The sequence below is a fragment of the Achromobacter sp. D10 genome (assembly GCF_035282245.1).
In the GTDB taxonomy this organism is placed as follows: Bacteria; Pseudomonadota; Gammaproteobacteria; order Burkholderiales; family Burkholderiaceae_B; genus Achromobacter; species Achromobacter insolitus.
In genome coordinates, this window is record NZ_JAYJLE010000003.1 from 117,944 (window position 1) to 138,419 (window position 20,476).

Consider the following 20,476-nt stretch of genomic DNA (forward strand, 5'->3'; position numbering starts at 1 on the left):
GTCCCTCCGACATGACCACCGCATCCAAGCCCCTCGTTGCTCCCGCGCACGTCAGCGCCATTGCGCCCTACCAGGCGGGCAAGCCCATCGAAGAACTGGCCCGCGAATTCGGGCTGGATCCCGCCGGCATCGTCAAGCTGGCGTCCAACGAAAACCCGCTGGGCATGCCCAAGTCCGCGCGCGCAGCCATGCTGGCCGCGGCCGAGTCGCTGGCCCGCTATCCGGATCCCAATGGCTTTGACCTGAAGGCCGCGCTGGCCGAGCGCTACGGCGTGCCGATGAACTGGGTCACGCTGGGCAACGGCTCCAACGACATCCTGGAAATCGCGGCGCTGGCGCTGCTGGAGCCGGGCGTGTCGGCCGTCTACGCACAGCATTCGTTCGCCGTCTACCGCCTGGCCACGCAGGCGCGCGGCGCGCGCCACATCGTGGTGCCGGCCAAGGACTACGGCCATGACCTGGACGCGATGTTCGATGCCATCGCCGACGACACGCGGCTGCTGTTCATCGCCAACCCGAACAACCCGACGGGCACGTTCGTGCCGGGTGACCAGATCGCGGCCTTCCTGGAGCGCGTTCATGCCGCCCATGGCGATCGCGTGACGGTTGTGCTGGACGAGGCCTACAACGAATATCTCGATCCCGAGTTCCGCTTCGACAGCACCGCCCTGGTGCGCCGCTACCCGAACCTGATCGTGTCGCGCACGTTCTCCAAGGCTTATGGCCTAGCGGGCCTGCGTGTGGGCTTCGCGGTCGCGCAGCCTGCCCTGACCGACCTGCTGAACCGCGTGCGTCAGCCGTTCAACGTCAACACGCTGGCGCAGGCCGCGGCCATCGCCGCGCTGCGCGATGCGGCCTATCTGGAAGAGGCCTACGCCTCCAACAAGGCGGGCAAGGCGCAACTGTGCGCCGCGTTCGAACGCCTGAAGCTGCGCTACGTGCCCAGCTACGGCAATTTCGTGCTGGTGCATGTGGGCGACGCCCCGCGCATCAACCTTGAACTGCTCAAGCGAGGCGTGATCGTGCGTCCGGTCGCCGGCGACGGCTTGCCGGAGTGGCTGCGGGTCTCCATCGGGCTGCCGCAGGAAAACGAGCGATTCATCGACGCCTTGACTGCCATTCTTTCCGCATGAACGACGCGTCACCGAAATCCGATCAGGGGGCCGCCGGCCCCCTGATTCCTGTATTGGCCGTCGTGGGGGTGGGTCTGATCGGCGGATCCTTCGCCGCAGCCTTGCGCCGCGCCGGGCAGGTCGGCCGGGTGCTGGGGGTAGGGCGCAATGCGCAATCCCTGGCGCGCGCCATTGAGTTGGGCCTGATCGACGAGGCCGCGAGCGCCGAGGAAGCGGCCGCGCGCGCCGACCTGATCCTGCTGGCGACGCCGGTGGGCGGGCTGGCGGACGCGTTGGCACGCATGCGTGCGCATTTGCGCCCCGGTACCGTGCTGACCGATGCGGGCAGCACCAAGCTTGAAGTGGTTGCCGCGGCGCGGGCCGCCTTGGGCGACCGGGTCGCGCAGTTCGTGCCAGGCCATCCCATCGCGGGCGCCGAGCGCACCGGACCCGAAGCCGCCGATGCCGGCCTTTACCGCAAGCGCACGGTCATCCTGACGCCTCTGGGCGAGAATGCGCCGCCCTCGCTGGACCTGGTGCGCCGCGCCTGGCAGGCTTGCGAAGCGGATGTGATCGACATGGACGCCGACGCCCATGATCGGGTGCTGGCGTCGGTCAGCCACTTGCCGCATCTACTGTCGTCCGTTTATATGGCTCAGGTGGCCGAGGCCGCCGACGCGCCGACGCGCCTGGGGCTGGCGGGCAGCGGCTTTCGCGACTTCACGCGCATTGCCGCCGGTTCGCCGGAGATGTGGCGCGACATCTTTCTTTCCAACCGTGACGCAATGCTGGCCGAATTGGCTGACGTGCGCGCGGTGCTGGATCGTGCCGAGCGCGCCATTGCCGAGGGCGATGGCGCGGCGTTGCTGACGTTGCTGGACACGGCGGCCCGCGCCCGCCGCGGCTGGCGCAAGGAGTAGCTGACATGGGCGCTTTGCCTTATCTCGATCTGCCGCGCGTGCGGCAAGCGCGGGGCGTGATCGCCTTGCCTGGTTCCAAGAGCATTTCCAATCGCGTGCTGCTGCTCTCCGCCATCGCCGAGGGCACCACGGTCATCACCGGATTGCTGGATTCCGACGACACCCGCGTCATGCTCGGCGCTCTGCGCCAGTTGGGCGTGCAGGTATCGGAACTGGAGGCGGGCAGCGTCACGGTGCAAGGCGTGCGGCGTTTTCCCGTGGAAGGCGCGGACCTGTTCATGGGCAATGCGGGCACCGCGATCCGTCCGCTGACCGCCGCGCTGGCGCTCATGGGCGGCGACTACCGTTTGTCCGGCGTGCCGCGCATGCACGAGCGCCCCATCGGTGATCTGGTCGACGCGCTGAATGCTCTGGGCGCGCGCATCGATTACCTGGGCCAGCCCGGCTATCCGCCCCTGCGCATCGGTCGCGGAGACATCGCGGCGGACGCGGTCACGCGCGTGCAGGGCTCGGTATCCAGCCAGTTCCTGACCGCCTTGCTGATGGCCGCGCCGCTGCAAGCGGGCCGCAGCGGCAAGCCCGTCACCATCGAGGTGCTGGGCGAACTCATCTCCAAGCCCTATATCGAGATCACGCTGAACCTGATGGCGCGTTTCGGCGTGCAGGTCCGCCGCGACGGCTGGAGCCGCTTCGTCATCGAGGGTGGGGCGTCTTATCGCAGCCCGGGACGGATCGCGGTCGAGGGCGACGCCTCCACGGCATCCTATTTCCTGGCGCTGGGTGCGATCGGCGGCGGACCGCTGCGCGTTACTGGCGTCGGGGCGGACAGCATCCAGGGCGACGTCGCTTTTGCTGGCACGCTGGCGGACATGGGCGCCATGGTGACCTACGGCCCCGACTGGATCGAGGTGTCCGGCGCGCGGGTCGCCCAGGGCGAACGCCTGAAAGCCTTCGATACCGATTTCAACCTGATTCCGGACGCCGCCATGACCGCGGCCGCCCTGGCCCTGTACGCCGACGGGCCGTGCCGCCTGCGCAATATCGGCAGTTGGCGCGTCAAGGAAACGGATCGCATCCATGCCATGCAAACCGAGCTCGAAAAGCTGGGCGCCCAGGTGGAATCGGGGCCGGATTGGCTGCGCGTGACGCCGCCGGCGCCGGACGCCTGGCGCGACGCCCACATCGGCACCTGGGACGACCACCGCATGGCCATGTGCTTCTCGCTTGCGGCTTTCGGGCCGGCGGCCGTGCGTATTCTCGATCCGGGCTGCGTCAGCAAGACCTTCCCGGGTTACTTTGATGTTTACGCGGGCCTGGTAGCGGCCTAGCGAAGAATTGCCCATGACTTCGATTCCCTCTGATATTTCCTCTGTCGTGCCTGTCATCACCATCGACGGCCCCACCGCGTCCGGCAAGGGCACGGTGGCCCACCGCGTCGCCAAGGCGCTGGGGTGGGCGGTGCTCGACAGCGGCGCTCTCTATCGCCTGACCGCCTTGGCGGCGCTCAACCGTGGCTTGTCCGCCGAAGACGAGCCCGCCGTGGCGCGCGTGGCCGAGACCCTCGATGTGCGATTCGAAGGTCCCCATGTCTACCTGGAGGGCGTGGAAGTCGGCCATGAAATCCGCCGCGAGGAAGTCGGCAATTTCGCCTCGCGCGTGGCGGCCTTCCCGGGCGTGCGCCAGGCCCTGCTCGAGCGCCAGCGCGCCTTCCGGCTCGCGCCGGGGCTGGTGGCGGACGGCCGAGACATGGGCACGGTGGTGTTTCCCGATGCGCCCCTGAAAGTGTTCCTGGTGGCCGATGTGGTCGCGCGGGCGCAGAGGCGCTGTAAGCAGTTGATCGAAAAGGGAATTTCTGCTAATCTTGATGACCTTCTGCGGGATATGCGCGAGCGGGACGCCCGCGATATGGGGCGAACTACGGCTCCCTTGGCCCCCGCAGCAGATGCACACGTGCTGGATTCGTCCAATTTGACGGTTGCGGAAACGGTGCAGGCAATACTGGATTTCTGGAAGAACGCCGCCGCGGATTGACGTATAGGTCCCGGACTTTCCCCGCGAATCCTCCGCAGGTTTTCTATTTTTATCGGCCCTGTTCACGCCAGGCGCAGCCCCCACGGGACACCCCGCAAGGGTAAACCGGCAAGCAGGTATTTTGACTCCACTGTGGCGGGCAATCCGCTGCGGTGTGTTTTTAACGGCCATTTCGGCCCAATGGATTTCAACCCCATGTCTTCCGTTTCCACTACCGCCACCGGCGGCGAAAGCTTCGCCGACCTTTTCGCACAAAGCCTCAAGAGCCAGGACATGAAGTCCGGCGAGGTCATCAGCGCCGAAGTCGTGCGCGTCGACCACAATTTCGTCGTCGTCAACGCCGGCCTGAAGTCCGAAGCGCTGATCCCCCTGGAAGAGTTCCTGAACGACCAGGGCGAGCTCGAAGTGCAACCCGGCGATTTCGTCTCGGTGGCCATCGATTCCCTGGAAAACGGCTACGGCGACACCATCCTGTCGCGTGACCGCGCCAAGCGCCTGTCGGCCTGGCTGCAACTGGAAAAGGCCCTGGAAAACGGCGAGCTGGTTACCGGCACCATCACCGGCAAGGTGAAGGGCGGCCTGACCGTCATGACCAACGGCATCCGCGCGTTCCTGCCGGGTTCGCTGGTGGATCTGCGTCCGGTCAAGGACACCACCCCGTACGAAGGCAAGACCCTCGAATTCAAGGTCATCAAGCTCGACCGCAAGCGCAACAACGTCGTTCTGTCGCGTCGCCAGGTGCTGGAAGCCAGCATGGGCGAAGAGCGCCAGAAGCTGCTCGAAACCCTGCACGAAGGTGCTGTGGTCAAGGGCGTGGTCAAGAACATCACCGACTACGGCGCGTTCGTGGACCTGGGCGGCATCGACGGCCTGCTGCACATCACCGACATGGCCTGGCGCCGTGTGCGTCACCCCTCCGAAGTCCTGCAAGTGGGTCAGGAAGTCGAAGCCAAGGTGCTCAAGTTCGACCAGGAAAAGAGCCGCGTCTCCCTGGGCGTCAAGCAACTGGGCGAAGATCCGTGGGTGGGCCTGGCTCGCCGCTACCCGCAAGGCACCCGCCTGTTCGGCAAGGTCACCAACCTGACCGACTACGGCGCGTTCGTTGAAGTCGAAGCCGGCATCGAAGGCCTGGTGCACGTCTCCGAAATGGACTGGACCAACAAGAACGTCGATCCGCGCAAGGTCGTGACCCTGGGCGAAGAAGTCGAAGTCATGGTCCTGGAAATCGACGAAGACCGTCGTCGCATCTCGCTGGGCATGAAGCAATGCCGTCAGAACCCGTGGGAAGAGTTCGCCACCAACTTCAAGCGTGGTGACAAGGTCCGCGGCGCCATCAAGTCGATCACCGACTTCGGCGTGTTCGTCGGTCTGCCCGGCGGCATCGATGGCCTGGTTCACCTGTCCGACCTGTCGTGGACGGAAACCGGCGAAGAAGCCGTGCGCAACTTCAAGAAGGGCGACGAGATCGAAGCCGTGGTTCTGGGCATCGATACCGACAAGGAACGCATCTCGCTGGGCATCAAGCAGCTGGAAGGCGACCCCTTCAACAACTTCGTTGCCACCTTCGACAAGGGCGCCGTTGTTCCGGGCACCATCAAGTCCGTCGAAGCCAAGGGCGCTGTTGTCACGCTGTCCGTGGACGTCGAAGGCTACCTGCGCGCTTCCGAGATCTCCTCGGGCCGCGTCGAAGATGCCACCACCGTTCTGACCGCCGGCGAGAACATCGAAGCCATGATCGTCAACATCGACCGCAAGACGCGTTCGATCCAGCTGTCGATCAAGGCTCGCGACAACGCCGAAACCGCCGAAACGATCCAGCGCATGTCCGACGCCAGCGCTTCGTCCGGCACCACCAACCTCGGCGCGCTGCTGAAGGCCAAGCTGGACCAACAGCGCAACGACGGTTAATTCGTGACCAAGTCGGAGCTGATCGCCGCCTTGGCGGCCCGCTATCCTCAGCTGGCCGCCCGCGACACCGATTACGCGGTCAAGACCGTGCTCGACGCAATGACCCAGGCCCTGGCCTCGGGTCAGCGCATCGAGATCCGCGGTTTTGGCAGCTTTTCACTGTCGCAGCGGTCTCCCCGCATCGGTCGCAATCCGAAATCCGGCGAACAGGTGCTGGTGCCTGGAAAACAGGTGCCGCACTTCAAGGCGGGCAAGGAACTGCGCGAGCGGGTGGACTTGGCCGGCGGCAATGATGAGGACGCTCAATCCTCTGGATCGAGTGAACCGATGCCGTCGATGGTGAGTCTGCACGCCATGCATTGACGGCACGGCTGAAAGGCCGCCTTCGGGCGGATCGGACCGAAAACCTGGCCCCTTGAGCAATCAAGGGGCTTTGTTTTTTGGCGGCAGGCGGGATCCGTCGCTTACAATTGATAGTCTCGAATTCTTTGGAGCATGCGCCATGCGCTACCTTGTCTGGGCCCTGCGATTGCTCGTGTTTGTTGCAGTATTGATGTTTGCGTTGAAAAACACGGACCCGGTCGCCGTGAAGTTCTACGCCGATTACGTGGTGCAGGACGTTCCGCTCATCGTCGTGATGCTGGTCGTGTTCGTGTTGGGCGCCTTGTTCGGCTTGCTGCTGACCGTGCCTGCCGCCATGCGCCGCCGCCGTGAAGCCATGCGCCTGCGCCGCGAACTGGACCGCGTGCAGGCCGCCGTGAATGGCACCACGCCCGCCGTGCCGCCGGAGGCCGTTGCCCCGATGTCGCCGCTGTGATGTGCACGCGCCGGCCCTGAATCCTTTTCCGCACTGACACCGCAAGAGCCCGCATAGTGGATTTTGAACCTTGGTGGTTGATTTTCGTGCCGGTATTGTTCGCGCTGGGCTGGCTGGCCGCGCGCTTCGATATCCGGCAAATGCTGCGGGAAACCCGCAGCCTGCCCGACTCCTATTTCCGCGGGCTGAATTTCCTGCTCAACGAGGAGCCGGATCGCGCCATCGACGCCTTCGTCGAAGTGGCCAAGCTGGACCCCGAAACCACCGAGCTGCACTTTGCGCTTGGCAGCCTGTTCCGGCGCCGGGGCGAGATGGAGCGCGCGATTCGCGTGCACCAAAGCCTACTGAACCGCTCCGATCTGCCTGCGGCCGAGCGCGAGCATGCGCAGCACGAGCTGGCGCAGGACTTCCTCAAGGCCGGCATGCTGGACCGCGCCGAAAGCGGCTTCGAACAGCTCAAGGACACCCGCTATGCCTTGCCCGCGCTGCGTTCGCTGATCCGCATCTATGAATCGGAACACGACTGGCCGCGCGCCATCGAAGCCGTGAAGACGCTGCAAGGCCTGGTCGACGAACCCGTGCCGCAGATCGTGCACTACTACTGCGAACAGGCGCAGACCGCATTGGCGGCCAAGCCCGCCGATATCGACGCAGCCCACAAGGCGCTGGATGCCGCCGACCATGCGCTGTCGACCATCGATCCCGGTTCGGGCAAGGGGGCCATGGTCCGCACCGCCATGCTGCGCGCCCGCCTGGCCTTGATCGAGCAGGATCCCAAGCGCGAGAGGCTGTATCTGGAGTCGATCATGACCGACGCTCCGGAGTATGCCGGCCTGGTGGCCGAACAGGTCCTGGCCAACTACCGCGCGGCCAACCAGGAGGAAGCCGGGCTCGACGTGTTGCAGAAGCAGTACGAGCGCCATGCCTCGCTGGACCTTTTCAATGTGCTGTTTCGCGAACTCCGCGTCCAGAAAGGCGCTTCGCCTTCGTGGGCGTTCGCCCGCAACGCATTGCGCAGCCACCCATCGCTCCTGGGGCTGGACCGCCTGCTGGAGGCCGAACTGGCCAATTCGGAAGGTAGCGTCGAGCAAGGTCCCGTGCCCGGCGCCGACCTGACGCTGTTGCGCAGCCTGATCCACAAGCATACGCAGCGGCTGGATCGCTACGCATGCCGCAGTTGCGGTTTTCAGGCGCGTCGCTTTTACTGGCAATGTCCCGGCTGCAATGCCTGGGAAACCTATGCGCCGCGCCGTCTGGAAGAACTTGAATGAACTCTTTTCCCGCCGAAGCCATTTCGCATAGCCGTGTCCTCGTGGTGGGCGACGTCATGCTGGACCGTTACTGGTTCGGCGAAGTCGAACGCATTTCGCCAGAAGCGCCGGTTCCCGTGGTGCGCGTCGCGCGCCGCGAAGACCGCCTGGGAGGCGCCGCCAACGTCGCGCGCAACGTGGCGGCCCTGGGCGGCCACGTGACCCTGGTAGGCGTGCTGGGCGAAGACGAGGCAGGCGACAGCGTCAGGCGTTTGTCCACCGAAGCCAGCATACAGACCGAGCTGATCGCCGATCCGTCCCTGCACACCACGCTGAAAATGCGCGTGTTGGGCCGCCAGCAGCAGTTGTTGCGCGTGGATTTCGAGCAGCATCCCGCGCAGGCGGCATTGGACAACGTGGATGCGGCCTTTGCCCGCCATCTGGCCAACCATGACATCGTCGTGCTGTCCGACTATGCCAAGGGTGTGCTGGCGCGGGTCGAATCGCTGATTGCCCTGGCTCGTAGCGCCGGGGTCCCGGTGCTGGTGGATCCCAAGGGCCACGATTACACCCGTTATCGCGGCGCTACCCTGGTCACCCCCAATCGCTCGGAGATGCAGGAGGCCGTGGGCCGCTGGAATTCCGAGGCCGAACTTACCAGTCGGGCGCAGCGCCTGCGCGCCGACCTGGATCTGGAAGCCTTGCTCGTGACGCGGTCCGAGCAAGGCATGACTTTGTTTACCGACGCGGGGCGCGATCACATCGATGCGCAGGCGCATGAAGTGTTCGACGTGTCCGGCGCAGGCGACACCGTGCTGGCGACGCTGGCCGTATCGCGAGCCATCGACTTGCCGTGGGTCGACGCGATGGGCTGGGCCAATAAGGCCGGGGGCATCGCCGTGGGCAAGCTGGGCACCTCCATCGTCACCGCCGCGGAATTGGCAGGAGTATCCTCATGATCGTCGTTACCGGAGCCGCGGGCTTCATAGGCAGCAACCTGGTGCGCGGACTCAACCGCCGCGGTATCCAGGACATCATCGCAGTCGATGACCTCACCGAAGGCGACAAGTTCGTCAATCTGGTCGATTGCCAGATCGCGGACTACATGGACAAGGACGACTTCCGCCGCCGAATCCTTGACGGCAGCCTGCGCGAAGTGCGAGCCGTGCTGCATCAGGGCGCCTGCTCGGACACGACCGAGCGCAATGGCCGCTACATGCTCGATAACAACTACCGTGTCACGCTGGAGCTGTTCGAGTTTTGCCAGGCACGCCGCATTCCGTTCCTGTACGCCTCGTCGGCGGCGGTCTACGGCGGTTCGTCGATCTACGTGGAAGATCCGGCGAATGAAGGCCCGCTCAACGTCTACGGCTATTCCAAACTGCTGTTCGACCAGGTCCTGCGCCAGCGCATGGACAGCCTGACGGCACAAGTCGTGGGATTGCGCTACTTCAACGTCTATGGCCCGCACGAACAGCACAAGGGCCGCATGGCCTCGGTGGCGTTCCACAATATGAACCAGTTCCTGGAGCACGGACACGTGCGCCTGTTCGCGGGCTGGGACGGTTATGTGGATGGCGGCCAGAGTCGCGACTTCATCTCCGTCGAGGACGTGGTGGCCGTCAACCTGCATTTCCTGGACCATCCGGAGCAGTCGGGCATTTTCAACTGCGGCACCGGCCGGGCGCAGCCGTTCAACGATGTGGCGGCTGGCGTAGTCAATGCGCTGCGCAGCGAGCGCGGCGAATCCGAGCTGACGCTTGCGCAATTGGTCGAGCTGGATCTCATCCGCTACATCCCGTTCCCGGACGATCTGAAAGGCCGCTACCAGAGCTATACGCAGGCCGATGTCACGCGCCTGCGCGCGGCGGGCTTCCAGGCACCGATGCGCGACGTGCGCACCGGGGTGACGGAGTACGTGCGCTATTGGCGCGCCCGCAAGTAAAGAGACACGGGCGGCCAGCGCCGCGACAGCGCCGTTCCTGAAAAGCCACCGGCCCCCGGTGGTTTTTTTTGCCCTGTGGTTTGCCGGGGCGGACGTATACGTTCACTGCACGGACGCGGGCGGCAAGGTCCTCGGCATGATCTGGGCGTGGCGTGACAGCCGTTGCGCCAGACTCCAGGGAGACCTTCCATGAATCCATTTCTTCAATCCGCCACGGCGCGGCCTTCGTCCTATGCGCGGTGGCGCAGGCCGCGAGCGCCCATCGGTTCCGGCGCCGGCGCGCGTCCCTTGCGACAGGCGGTGGGCGCGCTATTGATGACCGCGGGGCTGGGTTTCGGGGCGTCGTCCGCGCATGCGGTGGACGTCAACCAGGCCAACCCGCAGCAGCTCGAAGGCGTTCGAGGCATTGGCCCGCGCATGGCGGAAATCATCGTGAAGGAGCGCGAGCGGGGAGGGAAGTTCGAGTCCCTGAACGATCTGGCTGAGCGGGTGCGCGGCATAGGCCCGAAAAGAGCGCAGGCCCTGCAGGAAGCCGGCCTGCAGATAGGCGGGGCGGCGTCACAGGCCGCGCCCGGCGAGCTCCGTGGCAAGCCTGCGCCGGGCAGGGCGGGGGCGGTCAAACCGGAAGCCAAGCCCGAAACGAAGGCGGTGGCGTCTCCGCCCGCAGCCCGCGCCCGGCCCTGACGACGGCCGGCCAGTACGGGTAGCCCTGGCGGGAGCGCGGCTTTTGGCGCCGCGTGCCGCCAGGCAGAGTTATTATCGTCCGCATGACTACTACCTATCCCACTATCGAGCAAACCGTCGGCAACACGCCGCTGGTACGCCTGCAGCGCATCCCCGGGGCCGCGGGCGCTGCCCGAGGCAATGTCATCCTGGCCAAGCTGGAGGGCAACAACCCCGCCGGCTCCGTGAAGGATCGGCCGGCCCTGTCGATGATCGCGCGCGCGGAAGAGCGCGGCGACATCAAGCCCGGCGATACCCTCATCGAAGCGACCAGCGGCAATACCGGCATTGCATTGGCCATGGCGGCCGCCATGCGCGGCTATCGCATGATCCTGATCATGCCGGACAACCTGTCGGTGGAACGCCGCGCGGCCATGACGGCCTACGGCGCCGAACTGATCCTGACGCCTGCGGACAAGGGCGGCATGGAATATGCCCGCGATCTGGCGTCGGCCATGCAGGCCGACGGCCGTGGGCTGGTGCTGGATCAGTTCGCCAATCCCGACAACCCGCGTGCCCACATTGAGACTACCGGGCCGGAAATCTGGAACCAGACCGACGGGCGCGTCACCCACTTCGTTAGCGCCATGGGCACCACGGGCACCATCATGGGCGTGTCGACCTACCTGAAGTCGCGCAATCCCGCAGTGCAGGTGGTAGGCGCGCAGCCCGCCGAAGGGTCGTCCATCCCGGGCATCCGCAAGTGGCCCGAAGCCTACCTGCCCAAGATTTTTGATCGCAGCCGGGTGGACGCCTACGAATCCATCGAGCAGAAGGACGCCGAGCAAATGGCGCGCCGGCTGGCCGCGGAAGAGGGCATTTTCGGCGGGATTTCCTCGGCGGGCGCATTGGTTGCGGCGCTGCGCGTGGCGGAGCGCGTGAACGACGCCACCATCGTGTTCATCGTGTGCGACCGCGGGGACCGCTACCTGTCCACGGGCGTTTTCAACTGACTTTCCGTATCCGGGTCAAACAAAACCGCCATGCCGGGCTGGCCCCGGGCATGGCGGTTTTTCATTGGACGGGAGCAGCAGTCGCGCGCTCTCTCGTTGCCGCTTACTCGGGCTGGATGCCGGCGTCCTGCATCACCTTGATCCAGCGTTCGCTTTCCGCGAGACTGAAGGCTTCGGCCTCCTGGTAGCTCATGGCGCTGGGCATCGTGCCTTGCGATTTCAGGGCCTCCACCACCTTGGGCGATCGCGACGCTTCGATCATGACCTTGTTCAGCTTGGCGATGATGGGCTGCGGCGTATCTTTTGGCGCCCACATGCCGTACCAGGTGACGATGTCAAAGCCGGGCAGGACGCTTTCGGCGATCGTGGGCACGTCGGGCAGTTCGGCCAGCCGCGCCTTGGTTGTGACCGCGATCGGGCGGATCTTGCCGCTTTGGATGAGAGGCAAGGCCGGCGCCAGCGGCGCGTACATCAGGTCCACGTGGCCGCCCGCGACGTCGGTCAGCGCCGGGCTGCTGCCGCGGTAGCCGACGTGGGTGATCTTGGCCTTGGTGGAGGTATTGATCAGCTCGCCCGCCAGATGCGGCAAGGTGGCGACGCCGGGGGAGGCGAAGGTCAGCGAGCCAGGCTGTGCCTGGCCTTGCTTGATCAGGTCGCCGAAGGTCTTGAACTTGGAATCGGGCGGGACGACGGCCACCATTGGCACCGTGCCCAGCACGCCCACCATCCGGAAGTCCTTGATCGGATCAAAGCTCAGATTCTTGAATTGAGCGGGGTAGATGCCTTGCACCGAGGGATTCATCAGCAAGGTGTAGCCGTCGGCAGGCGCCTTGGCCACCTGGGCGGTGCCGATGGTGCCGCTGGCCCCCGCGCGGGTTTCGATCACCAGCGGCTGACCCAGTATCTCTCCCATCTGGACCGCGATCACGCGGCCGACCACGTCCGTCGGCCCGCCCGCGGCCCACGGCATGATTACGCGGATGGGCTTGTCCGGATAGTCCGCCTGCGCATAGGCAGTTGCGGCCGGCAGGGCCGCCGTGGCAATCGCCGAGCATGCCGCGGCGAGGAAGGTGCGTTTGTTCATCTACTGTCTTCTCCTACAAAAGTGAGGTTGGCCGAGGGCAGCGCCGCGTGCAGCATTGCCTTGACCTCGGTCAGCTGTTTCCCCGTGGTGGCTTCATTCTTTTGCATTCGGCCTAGCGGGCCGGCCACCACAATGGCAAATGGTTGTTCATAGGCCCGGAACCCGAGCGAAATTGACATCACGTCCTCGACGTTCTCGCCCACCGATCGCTGCCAGCCGCGCGCCACGCCCGCTTCCAGGTCCCGGTCGAAGGCTTCCCGGCTGGTCAGCGTGCTGTCCGTGTAGGCGGCAAAACCGCTGTAGGCCTTGAACCATTTCTCTCGTTCGTCCTGGGACAGGACGGACAGGAGCGCCTTGCCGGAGCTGGTGGCGTGCACCGCCTTGAAGCCGCCCGGCTGATGAGAGAAGCGGATCGTCTGTTTCGATTCCGCGACGATCAGGTATACGACCTTGTCGTCGGCGAGCTTGGCCAGCAATGCGGTCTCTCCGGTCAGGTCGCGCACCTGGGCCAGCACGGGCTCGATGACTGCGTTGAGCGGGTCGCTGTGACAAATGAGCGTGGCCACGTGGATCAGTTTCTGCGTCGGGTAATAGCCATGTTTCTTGCCGATTTCATACAGATAGCCGCGCGCCACCATGGTCTTCAGGAGACCGTGGCAGCTCGAGAGCGGAATGCCCATTTGCGCGGCAATTTCGCTGTACAGCAAAGGCTTCTGCTCCTCGGCGAAGAGGTTCAGTACGTCCAGGACTCGGCCAGCAGTTTTCACATCCATGATGTTAGTATCCTATACGTGATAAATTTATGTCAAACAGCATTCAATCGCCAAGGAGTCGCTACGCATGAGATGGAAGAACCGTCCTGAGGGATCGAACTGGGGAGATTTCGGGCCTGACGACCAGCGAGGTTGCCTGAATTACATCACCCCCGCGAACGTGCTGAGCGGCATACGGGAAGTCCGCGAAGGACTGACTTTCTGCCTGTCGCTGCCGCTGGATTACCCGGGCGGCAACGGGGTGAACGTCCGGCGCCATCCGCCGAAGCTGCGCCCCACCGAAAGGGACGGCGACCAATACTTGAATTTTCCGCTGGGACGCCTGCGTCCCGGATGCGTCGACGTGTTGAGCGACGACATCGTGGAAATGAGCTTGCAGTACTCCACGCAATGGGATTCGCTGGCGCATGTGGGCGCGTTGTTCGACGCCAACGGCGACGGCCTGCCCGAGCGGGTTTACTACAACGGTTACCGGCCAAACGAGCACGTGGTGGGGCCGGTGGACTATGACGTGGACAATGGCTACGCCAAGACCGATCTGGGCCAAGGGCCGGCCTCCAATGCCAAGAAGCTGGATATCACGCAGTTGGCCGAGTCGTGCCTGCAGACCCGGGGCGTGATGGTCGACCTAGCGCGCCATTTCGGCCGAGAGCAGAAGTCGGTCGGCTATGACGATCTGATGCGGATACTGGAAGCGGACCGAATCGAGATCGAGCGCGGCGATATCGTGTTGTTCCACACGGAATTCGGCGATGCCTTGCTGGAGAAGAACCGCGAGCCCGACGCGCACACCCTGCACGAGATCTGCGCCGGCCTGGACGGCAGCGACGAGAAGCTGCTGCAGTGGATCACGGACTCCAAGGTGGCGGCCATGGCGTCGGACAACCATGCCCTGGAAATCTACCCCACCCAGAAGCCCAATGCCTGCTGCGCGGCGCTGCCGCTGCACCACCATTGCATCTTCAAGCTTGGCATGCCGATAGGTGAGATGTGGTATCTGGGCGCGCTTGCGCGCTGGCTTGCCAGCAATGGCCGCAGCCGCTTCCTGCTGACCGCGCCGCCGTTGAACCTGCCTGGCGCCGTGGGTTCGCCGGCGACGCCGGTCGCCACGGTTTAAGACAGGGCCGCGGCGGTCGGCGCCGCGGCCCCTGGTGCGCTCAGCGGCCCACGCGCGCTTCGATTTCGCTAGCCAGATCCGCGACCGAGGTTGCGTAGAAGTAGCTGCGGTTGTACTTGGTGAGCGCGAAGAAGTTCGGCGTGCCGACACGGTATTGCGCCGTGCCCCGGGCTTCTTCCACCAGGTCGACCACGCCCAGCGGCTGGCTGCTCCACCCGGCGGCAGATGCTCCTGGCTGCAGGCGCGCGCCCGCCGCGGTGAGCGTGCCCCAACTCTGCTTGGGTTCCAGTCCGCCGTCCACGAGCGGGGCCGGATCGCCAGGCAGCACCACCGGTGCGAACACGGGCAGGCCACGCTGCCAGCCATGCTGCGACAGGAAGCTGCCCACGGACATGATTGCGTCGCGGGTATTGTTGGTCAGATCGATATGGCCGTTGTCGTCGCCGTCCACGGCGTAATGCATCACGCTGGTGGGCATGAACTGCGGCATGCCGATGGCGCCGGCATAGGAGCCGCGGGTTTCCAGCTCCAGTTTGTCCTGCATGACCAGGGTCAGGAAGTCGGCGAGCTGGCCGCGAAACATGGTGGCGCGCTCGGGCTTGGCGGGGTCCGGGTAGTCGAAAGCCAGCGTGGTCAACGCGTCGAGCACGCGGAAATTGCCCATATTGCGGCCATAAAGCGTTTCGACGCCGATGATCGAGGCGATGATGGGCGCCGGCACGCCGAAGCGCTGCGCCGCCTGATTGAGCAAGTCGCGATTTTCGTTGTAGAAGTCCACGCCCCAGCCTATGCGCTTGGGTTCGACGAAGCGCGAGCGGTAGGTCAGCCAGCTGCGCCAGATCTTTTTACCCGGCGGGGATGGCGCGATTAGGCGCGCCACCGTGGCGTTGTAGCGCGATCCGGCCAGCGCTGCGACCATCGGGTCCAGCGGCAACTGGCGCTCGGCGGCCAGGTTTTCCACGAAGGAGCGGACTTCGGGTCGCAGCGCGCCATTGGCGCCCAGCGCGGCCGGGGCGTCGTCCGCCAGCTCGGGGCCAGGTGTCGGCGCACTGGGTCCGATGCGGATGGGGGCCGGGGTTGAATCGGAGGCCGGCTGGCCGGCGGCGGTATTGGGGGCAGTGGGGGCGGTGGTGGAGCAGCCCGCCAGCAGGGCGGAGAGCGTTCCGAGTTGCAGTAATCGCCGACAGATGAACATAATCTTCCTTATGGAGACCATGTATCTTACCCACCCGGCATGCCGCTTGCATGAAATGGGCAGTTGGCATCCCGAAAGCCCCCAGAGGCTGGACGCCATTTCAGACCAGTTGCTTGCCAGCGGCTTGATGCCTTACCTGGATGACCGCCAGGCGCCGCAGGCATCGCGCCACGACATCTTGCGTGTGCATACTGTCCAGTATCTGAACAGTTTGAGCGAACATTTGCCGGAGCAAGGGTATTTCCCTATCGATCCGGATACCTTGATGAATCCGCACACCTATGAAGCCGCCCTGTACGCGGCGGGGGCGGGGGTGGCAGCGGTGGACGCGGTAATCGGTGGCGAAGCCCGCACGGCCTTTTGCGCAGTGCGGCCGCCGGGTCATCATGCCTGCCGTTCCCAGGCCATGGGATTCTGCTTTCTGAACAACGTCGCCATTGCAGCGCAGCATGCGCTGGACTTCCATGGCCTGTCGCGGGTGGCCATCGTCGATTTCGACGTGCACCATGGCAATGGCACGGAAGACATCTTTGCCGGGGACGACCGGGTGCTGATGTGCAGCTTCTTCCAGCATCCCTTCTTTCCCAATAGCGGCACCGAGAATCCCGCCACGAACATGCTGAACGTGCCCGTTGCCGCATATACCGGCGGGGCGGCGGTAAGAGGCATCGTCACCGACACCTGGCTGCCGGCGCTGGAAGCGCACCGGCCCGAGCTGATCCTGGTGTCGGCGGGCTTCGATGCGCATCGCGAGGACGACATGGGGCAGATGGGCCTGGTCGAGGCCGATTACGCCTGGATAACGGAGCAGCTTGTGGAGGTGGCCGAGCGCCACTGCCAGGGGCGGATCGTCAGTACCCTGGAGGGCGGTTACAACTTGTCAGCCCTGGGCCGCAGCGTGGTCGCCCATATACGAGCGCTGGCGAAGCTGTAGAATCAGGAAAAAATTGTGCAATGCGATCCCGGCGCATGCCGGGTAATTATTTTCCATTTGGAGGCAGCGGGATGAAGGTGTTGGTACCTGTCAAGCGCGTCGTTGACTACAACGTCAAGGTGCGCGTCAAGTCTGATCAAACCGGCGTGGATATCGCCAATGTGAAGATGTCCATGAACCCCTTTGACGAAATCGCCGTCGAGGAAGCGACCCGCCTGAAGGAGAAGGGTGCCGTTGCCGAAGTCGTGGCGGTTTCTTGCGGCGTTGCGCAATGCCAGGAAACGCTGCGCACGGCCATGGCCATTGGCGCCGACCGCGGCGTGCTGGTGCAGACCGATGCCGAGCTCCAGCCCCTGGCCGTGGCCAAGCTGCTGAAGGCGCTGGTCGACAAGGAACAGCCGCAACTGGTCATCCTGGGCAAGCAAGCCATCGATGACGACGCCAACCAGACGGGCCAGATGCTGGCTGCGCTGCTGGACTGGCCGCAAGCCACGTTCGCCAGCAAGGTTGAACTGGCCGACGGCAAGGCTACCGTGACCCGCGAAGTGGACGGCGGCCTGGAAACGCTGACCCTCAAGCTGCCGGCGATCGTCACCACCGACCTGCGCCTGAACGAGCCGCGCTACGTCACGTTGCCGAACATCATGAAGGCCAAGAAGAAGCAGCTGGACACCGTCACCCCTGAAGAACTGGGTGTGGATCCGGCTCCCCGCCTGAAGACGCTGAAGGTCAGCGAGCCGCCCGCCCGCAAGGCCGGCATCAAGGTGGCCGATGTCGCGGCCCTGGTGGACAAACTCAAGAATGAAGCGAAGGTGGTCTGAACATGACGACGCTGGTTATTGCCGAACACGATAACGCCCAGCTCAAGGGCGCAACCCTGAACGCCGTCGCCGCCGCCGCCAAGATCGGAGGCGACGTGCATGTGCTGGTCGCCGGCGCCAATGCACGCGCCGTGGCCGACCAGGCCGCCGCCGCCGCGGGTGTCGCCAAGGTCCTGCTGGCCGACGCGCCGCAGCTGGCCGACGGCCTGGCCGAGAACGTCGCCGCACAAGTGCTGGCCGTGGCCTCGGGCTACAGCCACATCCTGTTCCCCGCCACCGCATCGGGCAAGAACGTGGCCCCGCGCGTGGCTGCCAAGCTGGACGTGGCGCAGATCTCCGACATCATCGGCGTGGAATCCGCCGACACCTTCCAGCGCCCGATCTACGCCGGCAACGCGATCGCCACCGTGCAGTCGGCCGACGCCGTCAAGGTCATTACCGTGCGCACCACCGGCTTTGACGCCGTGGCCGCGCAAGGCGGTTCCGCCGCGGTGGAAGAAGTTGCCGCCGTTGCCGATTCGGGCCTGTCCACTTTCGTGGGCCGTGAAGTCGCCAAGAGCGATCGTCCGGAACTGGCGGGTGCTCGCGTGGTGGTGTCCGGTGGCCGTGGCCTGGGCAGCGCCGAGAACTTCAAGATCCTGGATCCGCTGGCCGATAAGCTCGGCGCCGCGCTTGGTGCTTCGCGCGCTGCGGTTGACGCTGGCTACGCGCCTAACGACTGGCAAGTCGGTCAGACCGGCAAGATCGTCGCGCCGCAGCTATACGTGGCGGTGGGTATCTCGGGTGCTATCCAGCACTTGGCCGGCATGAAGGATTCGAAGGTCATCGTCGCCATCAACAAAGATCCGGAAGCGCCGATTTTCGGCGTGGCGGATTATGGCCTGGTGGGCGATCTGTTCCAGGTCGTGCCTGAATTGACCGGCGCCCTGTAAGCCGCAACGCGCTGTTTTATTCAAGGCCCGCCAGCTTCACGCTGGCGGGCTTTTCCGTTTTTGGAGACAGTGGTTTGAACTCATTCAGTCCAGACTCTCCAAATCTTTTGCTTTATCGAAAGTTTCTGATAATGTGTTTCGCGCGCAGCTAGATTCGCGCAAGTGCTTGGCCTGTACAGAACGAAGGAGATTCGGGATGGAATGGTTCTTTGACACTCTGCGAAAATATCCGGAACTTGCGATATTCCTAACCCTTGGTCTCGGGTACTGGATAGGCGCCAAGAAGATTTTCGGATTCAATCTGGGAGCCGTGACTGGCACATTGCTGGTGGGCGTGCTGGTGGGGCAGCTCAATATCACGATCGCTCCCGTCCTCAAGCAGGTCTTCTTCCTGCTTTTCCTTTTCGGTCTTGGTTACGGCGTCGGACCGCAGTTTTTCCGAGGCATGAAAAGCGATGGCCTTCCCCAGGTCATCTTCGCCGTCATTCTGTGCGTGATCTGCCTTTTGGTAACGTGGGCGACCGCCGTCGGTTTCGGCTTTGACGCCGGCACGGGAGCAGGGCTGCTGTCCGGAGCGCAGACCATTTCGGCGGTCATGGGCGTGGCGACGGACACCATCAACGGCTTGAGTATCGATGCCGCGACCAAGAAGCAATGGATCGACAGCATTCCGGTCGCTTATGCGGTCTGCTATATCTTTGGCACGGTGGGAAGCGCCTGGCTGCTGGCCTCGCTGGGGCCCAAGCTCATGCGCGTGGACATCGTCAAGGAATGCCAGGAGTACGAAGCCAAGATGTCCGGCGGCGCCGACTCGATGGAACTGTCCGGCTATCGCAAGTTCATCGCGCGTGCGTACAAGCTGGACCGCGCCGAGTTCGCGGGCAAGACGGTGGGAGAGCTGGAGTCCCGCTTCGTCGAGGCCCGGGTATTCGTGGAACGCATCCGGCGTGGCGACCAGATTATCGACAGTGACGCCAAAACAGTATTGCAGGAGGGCGATGTGCTGGGCGTGACCGGCAGGCACGACGCGCTCGTCATGCAGGCCGCCGGCATCATCGGCACGGAAGTCGAAGACCGCGACCTGATCAGCCTGCCCGCCGAGGTCGTCGAGGTCGTGCTGACCAATAAGAATATCGCCGGCAAAACGATCAAGGAGATCGCGGAAAGTGAGGCAGGCCGAGAGTTGGGACGCGGCGTGTTCCTGCGCAAGGTCGTGCGCGGCGGACACGACATGCCGATCAACTGGGGGCTGAAGCTGGACCGGGGCGACCGCCTTTTCGTGCTGGGTGCCAAGCGCGACGTCGAGCGTGTGGTGGGTCGGCTGGGTTACGTGGACCGCGCCACCAGCCAGACCGATATGGTGTTCGTCGGCTTCGGCATCCTGCTCGGCGGCCTGTTCGGCTCGCTGGTGCTGACCGTGGGCGGTATTCCCGTTACCTTGTCGACCTCCGGCGGCGCGCTGATTTCCGGCCTGATCTTCGGCTATCTGCGTTCGGTGCATCCGACTTTCGGCCGGGTGCCGGAGCCGGTGCATTGGTTCCTGACATCGGTGGGGCTTACGACCTTTGTCGCGGTGGTGGGCATATCGTCCGGACCCGGATTCGTCCAGGGATTCCAGCAATTGGGAGCCAAGCTCTTTATTGCCGGCATCATCGCCACCAGCGTGCCGATGATCGTGGGCGTGCTCATTGCAAGGTATGTTTTCAAGTTCCATCCCGCCATCGCGCTGGGAGTCTGCGCCGGAGCCCGGACCACCACCGCGGCCATCGGGCAGATCACCGAGACGGCAAAGAGCCAGGTGCCCGCCTTGGGCTACACGGTGCCTTACGCCATCGGCAATACCCTGCTCATTATCTGGGGGATTGTCATCGTCATGCTCATGTCCTAACAGGATGCCCCGCGAGCCCAGAGCTTGCGGGGTGCTCTGCAAGCTGCAAGCGCGCCGGCGCGGCCGGCGACGC

General features: G+C 64.6%; 20 protein-coding genes. 17 read left to right on the forward strand and 3 right to left on the reverse strand.

Annotated elements, in window-relative coordinates:
- Positions 1-11: 11 nt before the first annotated feature.
- The 12 genes from hisC to cysM all read left to right on the forward strand — a co-directional run bounded on the left by hisC (position 12) and on the right by cysM (position 11,659).
- Complete coding sequence (hisC, locus tag VCS63_RS10745) at positions 12-1,133, forward strand: histidinol-phosphate transaminase (RefSeq protein WP_063959889.1); 1,122 nt, start codon at positions 12-14, stop codon at positions 1,131-1,133.
- Positions 1,130-2,032, forward strand: coding sequence for a prephenate dehydrogenase (locus tag VCS63_RS10750; protein ID WP_042792524.1), 903 nt, complete (start codon positions 1,130-1,132; stop codon positions 2,030-2,032). The genes hisC and VCS63_RS10750 overlap by 4 nt, the downstream gene beginning before the upstream one ends.
- Positions 2,033-2,037: 5 nt before the next feature.
- Positions 2,038-3,360, forward strand: coding sequence for a 3-phosphoshikimate 1-carboxyvinyltransferase (gene aroA, locus VCS63_RS10755; RefSeq protein WP_323879681.1), 1,323 nt, complete (start codon positions 2,038-2,040; stop codon positions 3,358-3,360).
- A 13-nt stretch (positions 3,361-3,373) separates the two neighbouring features.
- Positions 3,374-4,063 carry a (d)CMP kinase gene (gene cmk, locus VCS63_RS10760; RefSeq protein WP_063641757.1) on the forward strand — a complete coding sequence of 230 codons (690 nt, stop codon included), beginning with the start codon at positions 3,374-3,376 and terminating at the stop codon, positions 4,061-4,063.
- Between the two features lie 195 nt (positions 4,064-4,258).
- The gene (gene rpsA, locus VCS63_RS10765; protein ID WP_026382780.1) at positions 4,259-5,971 is read left to right on the forward strand and encodes a 30S ribosomal protein S1; all 1,713 of its coding nucleotides are present in this window, start codon (positions 4,259-4,261) and stop codon (positions 5,969-5,971) included.
- A 3-nt stretch (positions 5,972-5,974) separates the two neighbouring features.
- Positions 5,975-6,334: an integration host factor subunit beta gene (locus tag VCS63_RS10770; RefSeq protein ID WP_013392394.1), complete on the forward strand. Its 360-nt coding sequence runs from the start codon at positions 5,975-5,977 to the stop codon at positions 6,332-6,334.
- A gap of 139 nt (positions 6,335-6,473) precedes the next feature.
- Complete coding sequence (locus VCS63_RS10775) at positions 6,474-6,788, forward strand: LapA family protein (protein ID WP_042792525.1); 315 nt, start codon at positions 6,474-6,476, stop codon at positions 6,786-6,788.
- Positions 6,789-6,844: 56 nt separating this feature from the next.
- A complete protein-coding gene (gene lapB, locus VCS63_RS10780) occupies positions 6,845-8,059 on the forward strand; it encodes a lipopolysaccharide assembly protein LapB (RefSeq protein WP_042792526.1) in 1,215 nt (404 codons plus the stop codon).
- On the forward strand, positions 8,056-8,997 hold the full coding sequence (rfaE1, locus tag VCS63_RS10785) for a D-glycero-beta-D-manno-heptose-7-phosphate kinase (protein ID WP_063641749.1): 942 nt from the start codon (positions 8,056-8,058) through the stop codon (positions 8,995-8,997). The genes lapB and rfaE1 overlap by 4 nt, the downstream gene beginning before the upstream one ends.
- Entirely contained in the window at positions 8,994-9,983 is a 990-nt protein-coding gene (gene rfaD, locus VCS63_RS10790) for an ADP-glyceromanno-heptose 6-epimerase (protein ID WP_076815691.1), read from the forward strand. Before rfaE1 ends, rfaD begins: the two co-directional genes overlap by 4 nt.
- Positions 9,984-10,172: 189 nt before the next feature.
- Positions 10,173-10,667, forward strand: a complete 495-nt coding sequence (locus VCS63_RS10795; RefSeq protein WP_063641744.1) for a ComEA family DNA-binding protein — start codon at positions 10,173-10,175, stop codon at positions 10,665-10,667.
- Positions 10,668-10,750: 83 nt separating this feature from the next.
- On the forward strand, positions 10,751-11,659 hold the full coding sequence (gene cysM, locus VCS63_RS10800; protein WP_042796849.1) for a cysteine synthase CysM: 909 nt from the start codon (positions 10,751-10,753) through the stop codon (positions 11,657-11,659).
- Between the two features lie 103 nt (positions 11,660-11,762).
- Here the strand turns inward: cysM and VCS63_RS10805 are convergent, their stop codons facing one another.
- Together VCS63_RS10805 and VCS63_RS10810 are read right to left on the reverse strand one after the other, a co-directional pair.
- A complete protein-coding gene (locus VCS63_RS10805) occupies positions 11,763-12,743 on the reverse strand; it encodes a Bug family tripartite tricarboxylate transporter substrate binding protein (protein WP_149064987.1) in 981 nt (326 codons plus the stop codon).
- Positions 12,740-13,516 carry an IclR family transcriptional regulator gene (locus tag VCS63_RS10810; protein ID WP_063641740.1) on the reverse strand — a complete coding sequence of 259 codons (777 nt, stop codon included), beginning with the start codon at positions 13,514-13,516 and terminating at the stop codon, positions 12,740-12,742. The genes VCS63_RS10805 and VCS63_RS10810 overlap by 4 nt, the downstream gene beginning before the upstream one ends.
- 67 nt (positions 13,517-13,583) lie before the next feature.
- On the opposite strand from VCS63_RS10810, the gene VCS63_RS10815 reads away from it, so the two are divergent.
- A complete protein-coding gene (locus VCS63_RS10815; protein WP_323879686.1) occupies positions 13,584-14,633 on the forward strand; it encodes a cyclase family protein in 1,050 nt (349 codons plus the stop codon).
- A gap of 40 nt (positions 14,634-14,673) precedes the next feature.
- Here the strand turns inward: VCS63_RS10815 and mltB are convergent, their stop codons facing one another.
- Positions 14,674-15,828, reverse strand: coding sequence for a lytic murein transglycosylase B (mltB, locus tag VCS63_RS10820; protein ID WP_063641738.1), 1,155 nt, complete (start codon positions 15,826-15,828; stop codon positions 14,674-14,676).
- Between the two features lie 10 nt (positions 15,829-15,838).
- Between mltB and VCS63_RS10825 the strand changes: the two genes are divergently transcribed.
- From VCS63_RS10825 to aspT, 4 genes are all read left to right on the forward strand, one after another.
- On the forward strand, positions 15,839-16,762 hold the full coding sequence (locus VCS63_RS10825; RefSeq protein ID WP_082884687.1) for a histone deacetylase family protein: 924 nt from the start codon (positions 15,839-15,841) through the stop codon (positions 16,760-16,762).
- A 71-nt stretch (positions 16,763-16,833) separates the two neighbouring features.
- On the forward strand, positions 16,834-17,583 hold the full coding sequence (locus VCS63_RS10830; RefSeq protein ID WP_042792533.1) for an electron transfer flavoprotein subunit beta/FixA family protein: 750 nt from the start codon (positions 16,834-16,836) through the stop codon (positions 17,581-17,583).
- A gap of 2 nt (positions 17,584-17,585) precedes the next feature.
- The gene (locus tag VCS63_RS10835; RefSeq protein ID WP_042792534.1) at positions 17,586-18,515 is read left to right on the forward strand and encodes an electron transfer flavoprotein subunit alpha/FixB family protein; all 930 of its coding nucleotides are present in this window, start codon (positions 17,586-17,588) and stop codon (positions 18,513-18,515) included.
- A 196-nt stretch (positions 18,516-18,711) separates the two neighbouring features.
- The gene (aspT, locus tag VCS63_RS10840; RefSeq protein WP_063641736.1) at positions 18,712-20,403 is read left to right on the forward strand and encodes an aspartate-alanine antiporter; all 1,692 of its coding nucleotides are present in this window, start codon (positions 18,712-18,714) and stop codon (positions 20,401-20,403) included.
- Positions 20,404-20,476: the final 73 nt, after the last annotated feature.

Coding starts and splice junctions, on each gene's coding strand:
- mltB (WP_063641738.1), bottom strand. CDS start 15,828: ATGTTCATCTGTCGGCGATTACTGCAACTCGGAACGCTCTCCGCCCTG.
- aspT (WP_063641736.1), top strand. CDS start 18,712: ATGGAATGGTTCTTTGACACTCTGCGAAAATATCCGGAACTTGCGATA.
- VCS63_RS10810 (WP_063641740.1), bottom strand. CDS start 13,516: ATGGATGTGAAAACTGCTGGCCGAGTCCTGGACGTACTGAACCTCTTC.
- rpsA (WP_026382780.1), top strand. CDS start 4,259: ATGTCTTCCGTTTCCACTACCGCCACCGGCGGCGAAAGCTTCGCCGAC.
- cysM (WP_042796849.1), top strand. CDS start 10,751: ATGACTACTACCTATCCCACTATCGAGCAAACCGTCGGCAACACGCCG.
- hisC (WP_063959889.1), top strand. CDS start 12: ATGACCACCGCATCCAAGCCCCTCGTTGCTCCCGCGCACGTCAGCGCC.
- VCS63_RS10830 (WP_042792533.1), top strand. CDS start 16,834: ATGAAGGTGTTGGTACCTGTCAAGCGCGTCGTTGACTACAACGTCAAG.
- VCS63_RS10825 (WP_082884687.1), top strand. CDS start 15,839: ATGGAGACCATGTATCTTACCCACCCGGCATGCCGCTTGCATGAAATG.
- VCS63_RS10805 (WP_149064987.1), bottom strand. CDS start 12,743: ATGAACAAACGCACCTTCCTCGCCGCGGCATGCTCGGCGATTGCCACG.
- VCS63_RS10835 (WP_042792534.1), top strand. CDS start 17,586: ATGACGACGCTGGTTATTGCCGAACACGATAACGCCCAGCTCAAGGGC.
- VCS63_RS10750 (WP_042792524.1), top strand. CDS start 1,130: ATGAACGACGCGTCACCGAAATCCGATCAGGGGGCCGCCGGCCCCCTG.
- VCS63_RS10795 (WP_063641744.1), top strand. CDS start 10,173: ATGAATCCATTTCTTCAATCCGCCACGGCGCGGCCTTCGTCCTATGCG.
- aroA (WP_323879681.1), top strand. CDS start 2,038: ATGGGCGCTTTGCCTTATCTCGATCTGCCGCGCGTGCGGCAAGCGCGG.
- VCS63_RS10815 (WP_323879686.1), top strand. CDS start 13,584: ATGAGATGGAAGAACCGTCCTGAGGGATCGAACTGGGGAGATTTCGGG.
- rfaE1 (WP_063641749.1), top strand. CDS start 8,056: ATGAACTCTTTTCCCGCCGAAGCCATTTCGCATAGCCGTGTCCTCGTG.
- rfaD (WP_076815691.1), top strand. CDS start 8,994: ATGATCGTCGTTACCGGAGCCGCGGGCTTCATAGGCAGCAACCTGGTG.
- VCS63_RS10775 (WP_042792525.1), top strand. CDS start 6,474: ATGCGCTACCTTGTCTGGGCCCTGCGATTGCTCGTGTTTGTTGCAGTA.
- cmk (WP_063641757.1), top strand. CDS start 3,374: ATGACTTCGATTCCCTCTGATATTTCCTCTGTCGTGCCTGTCATCACC.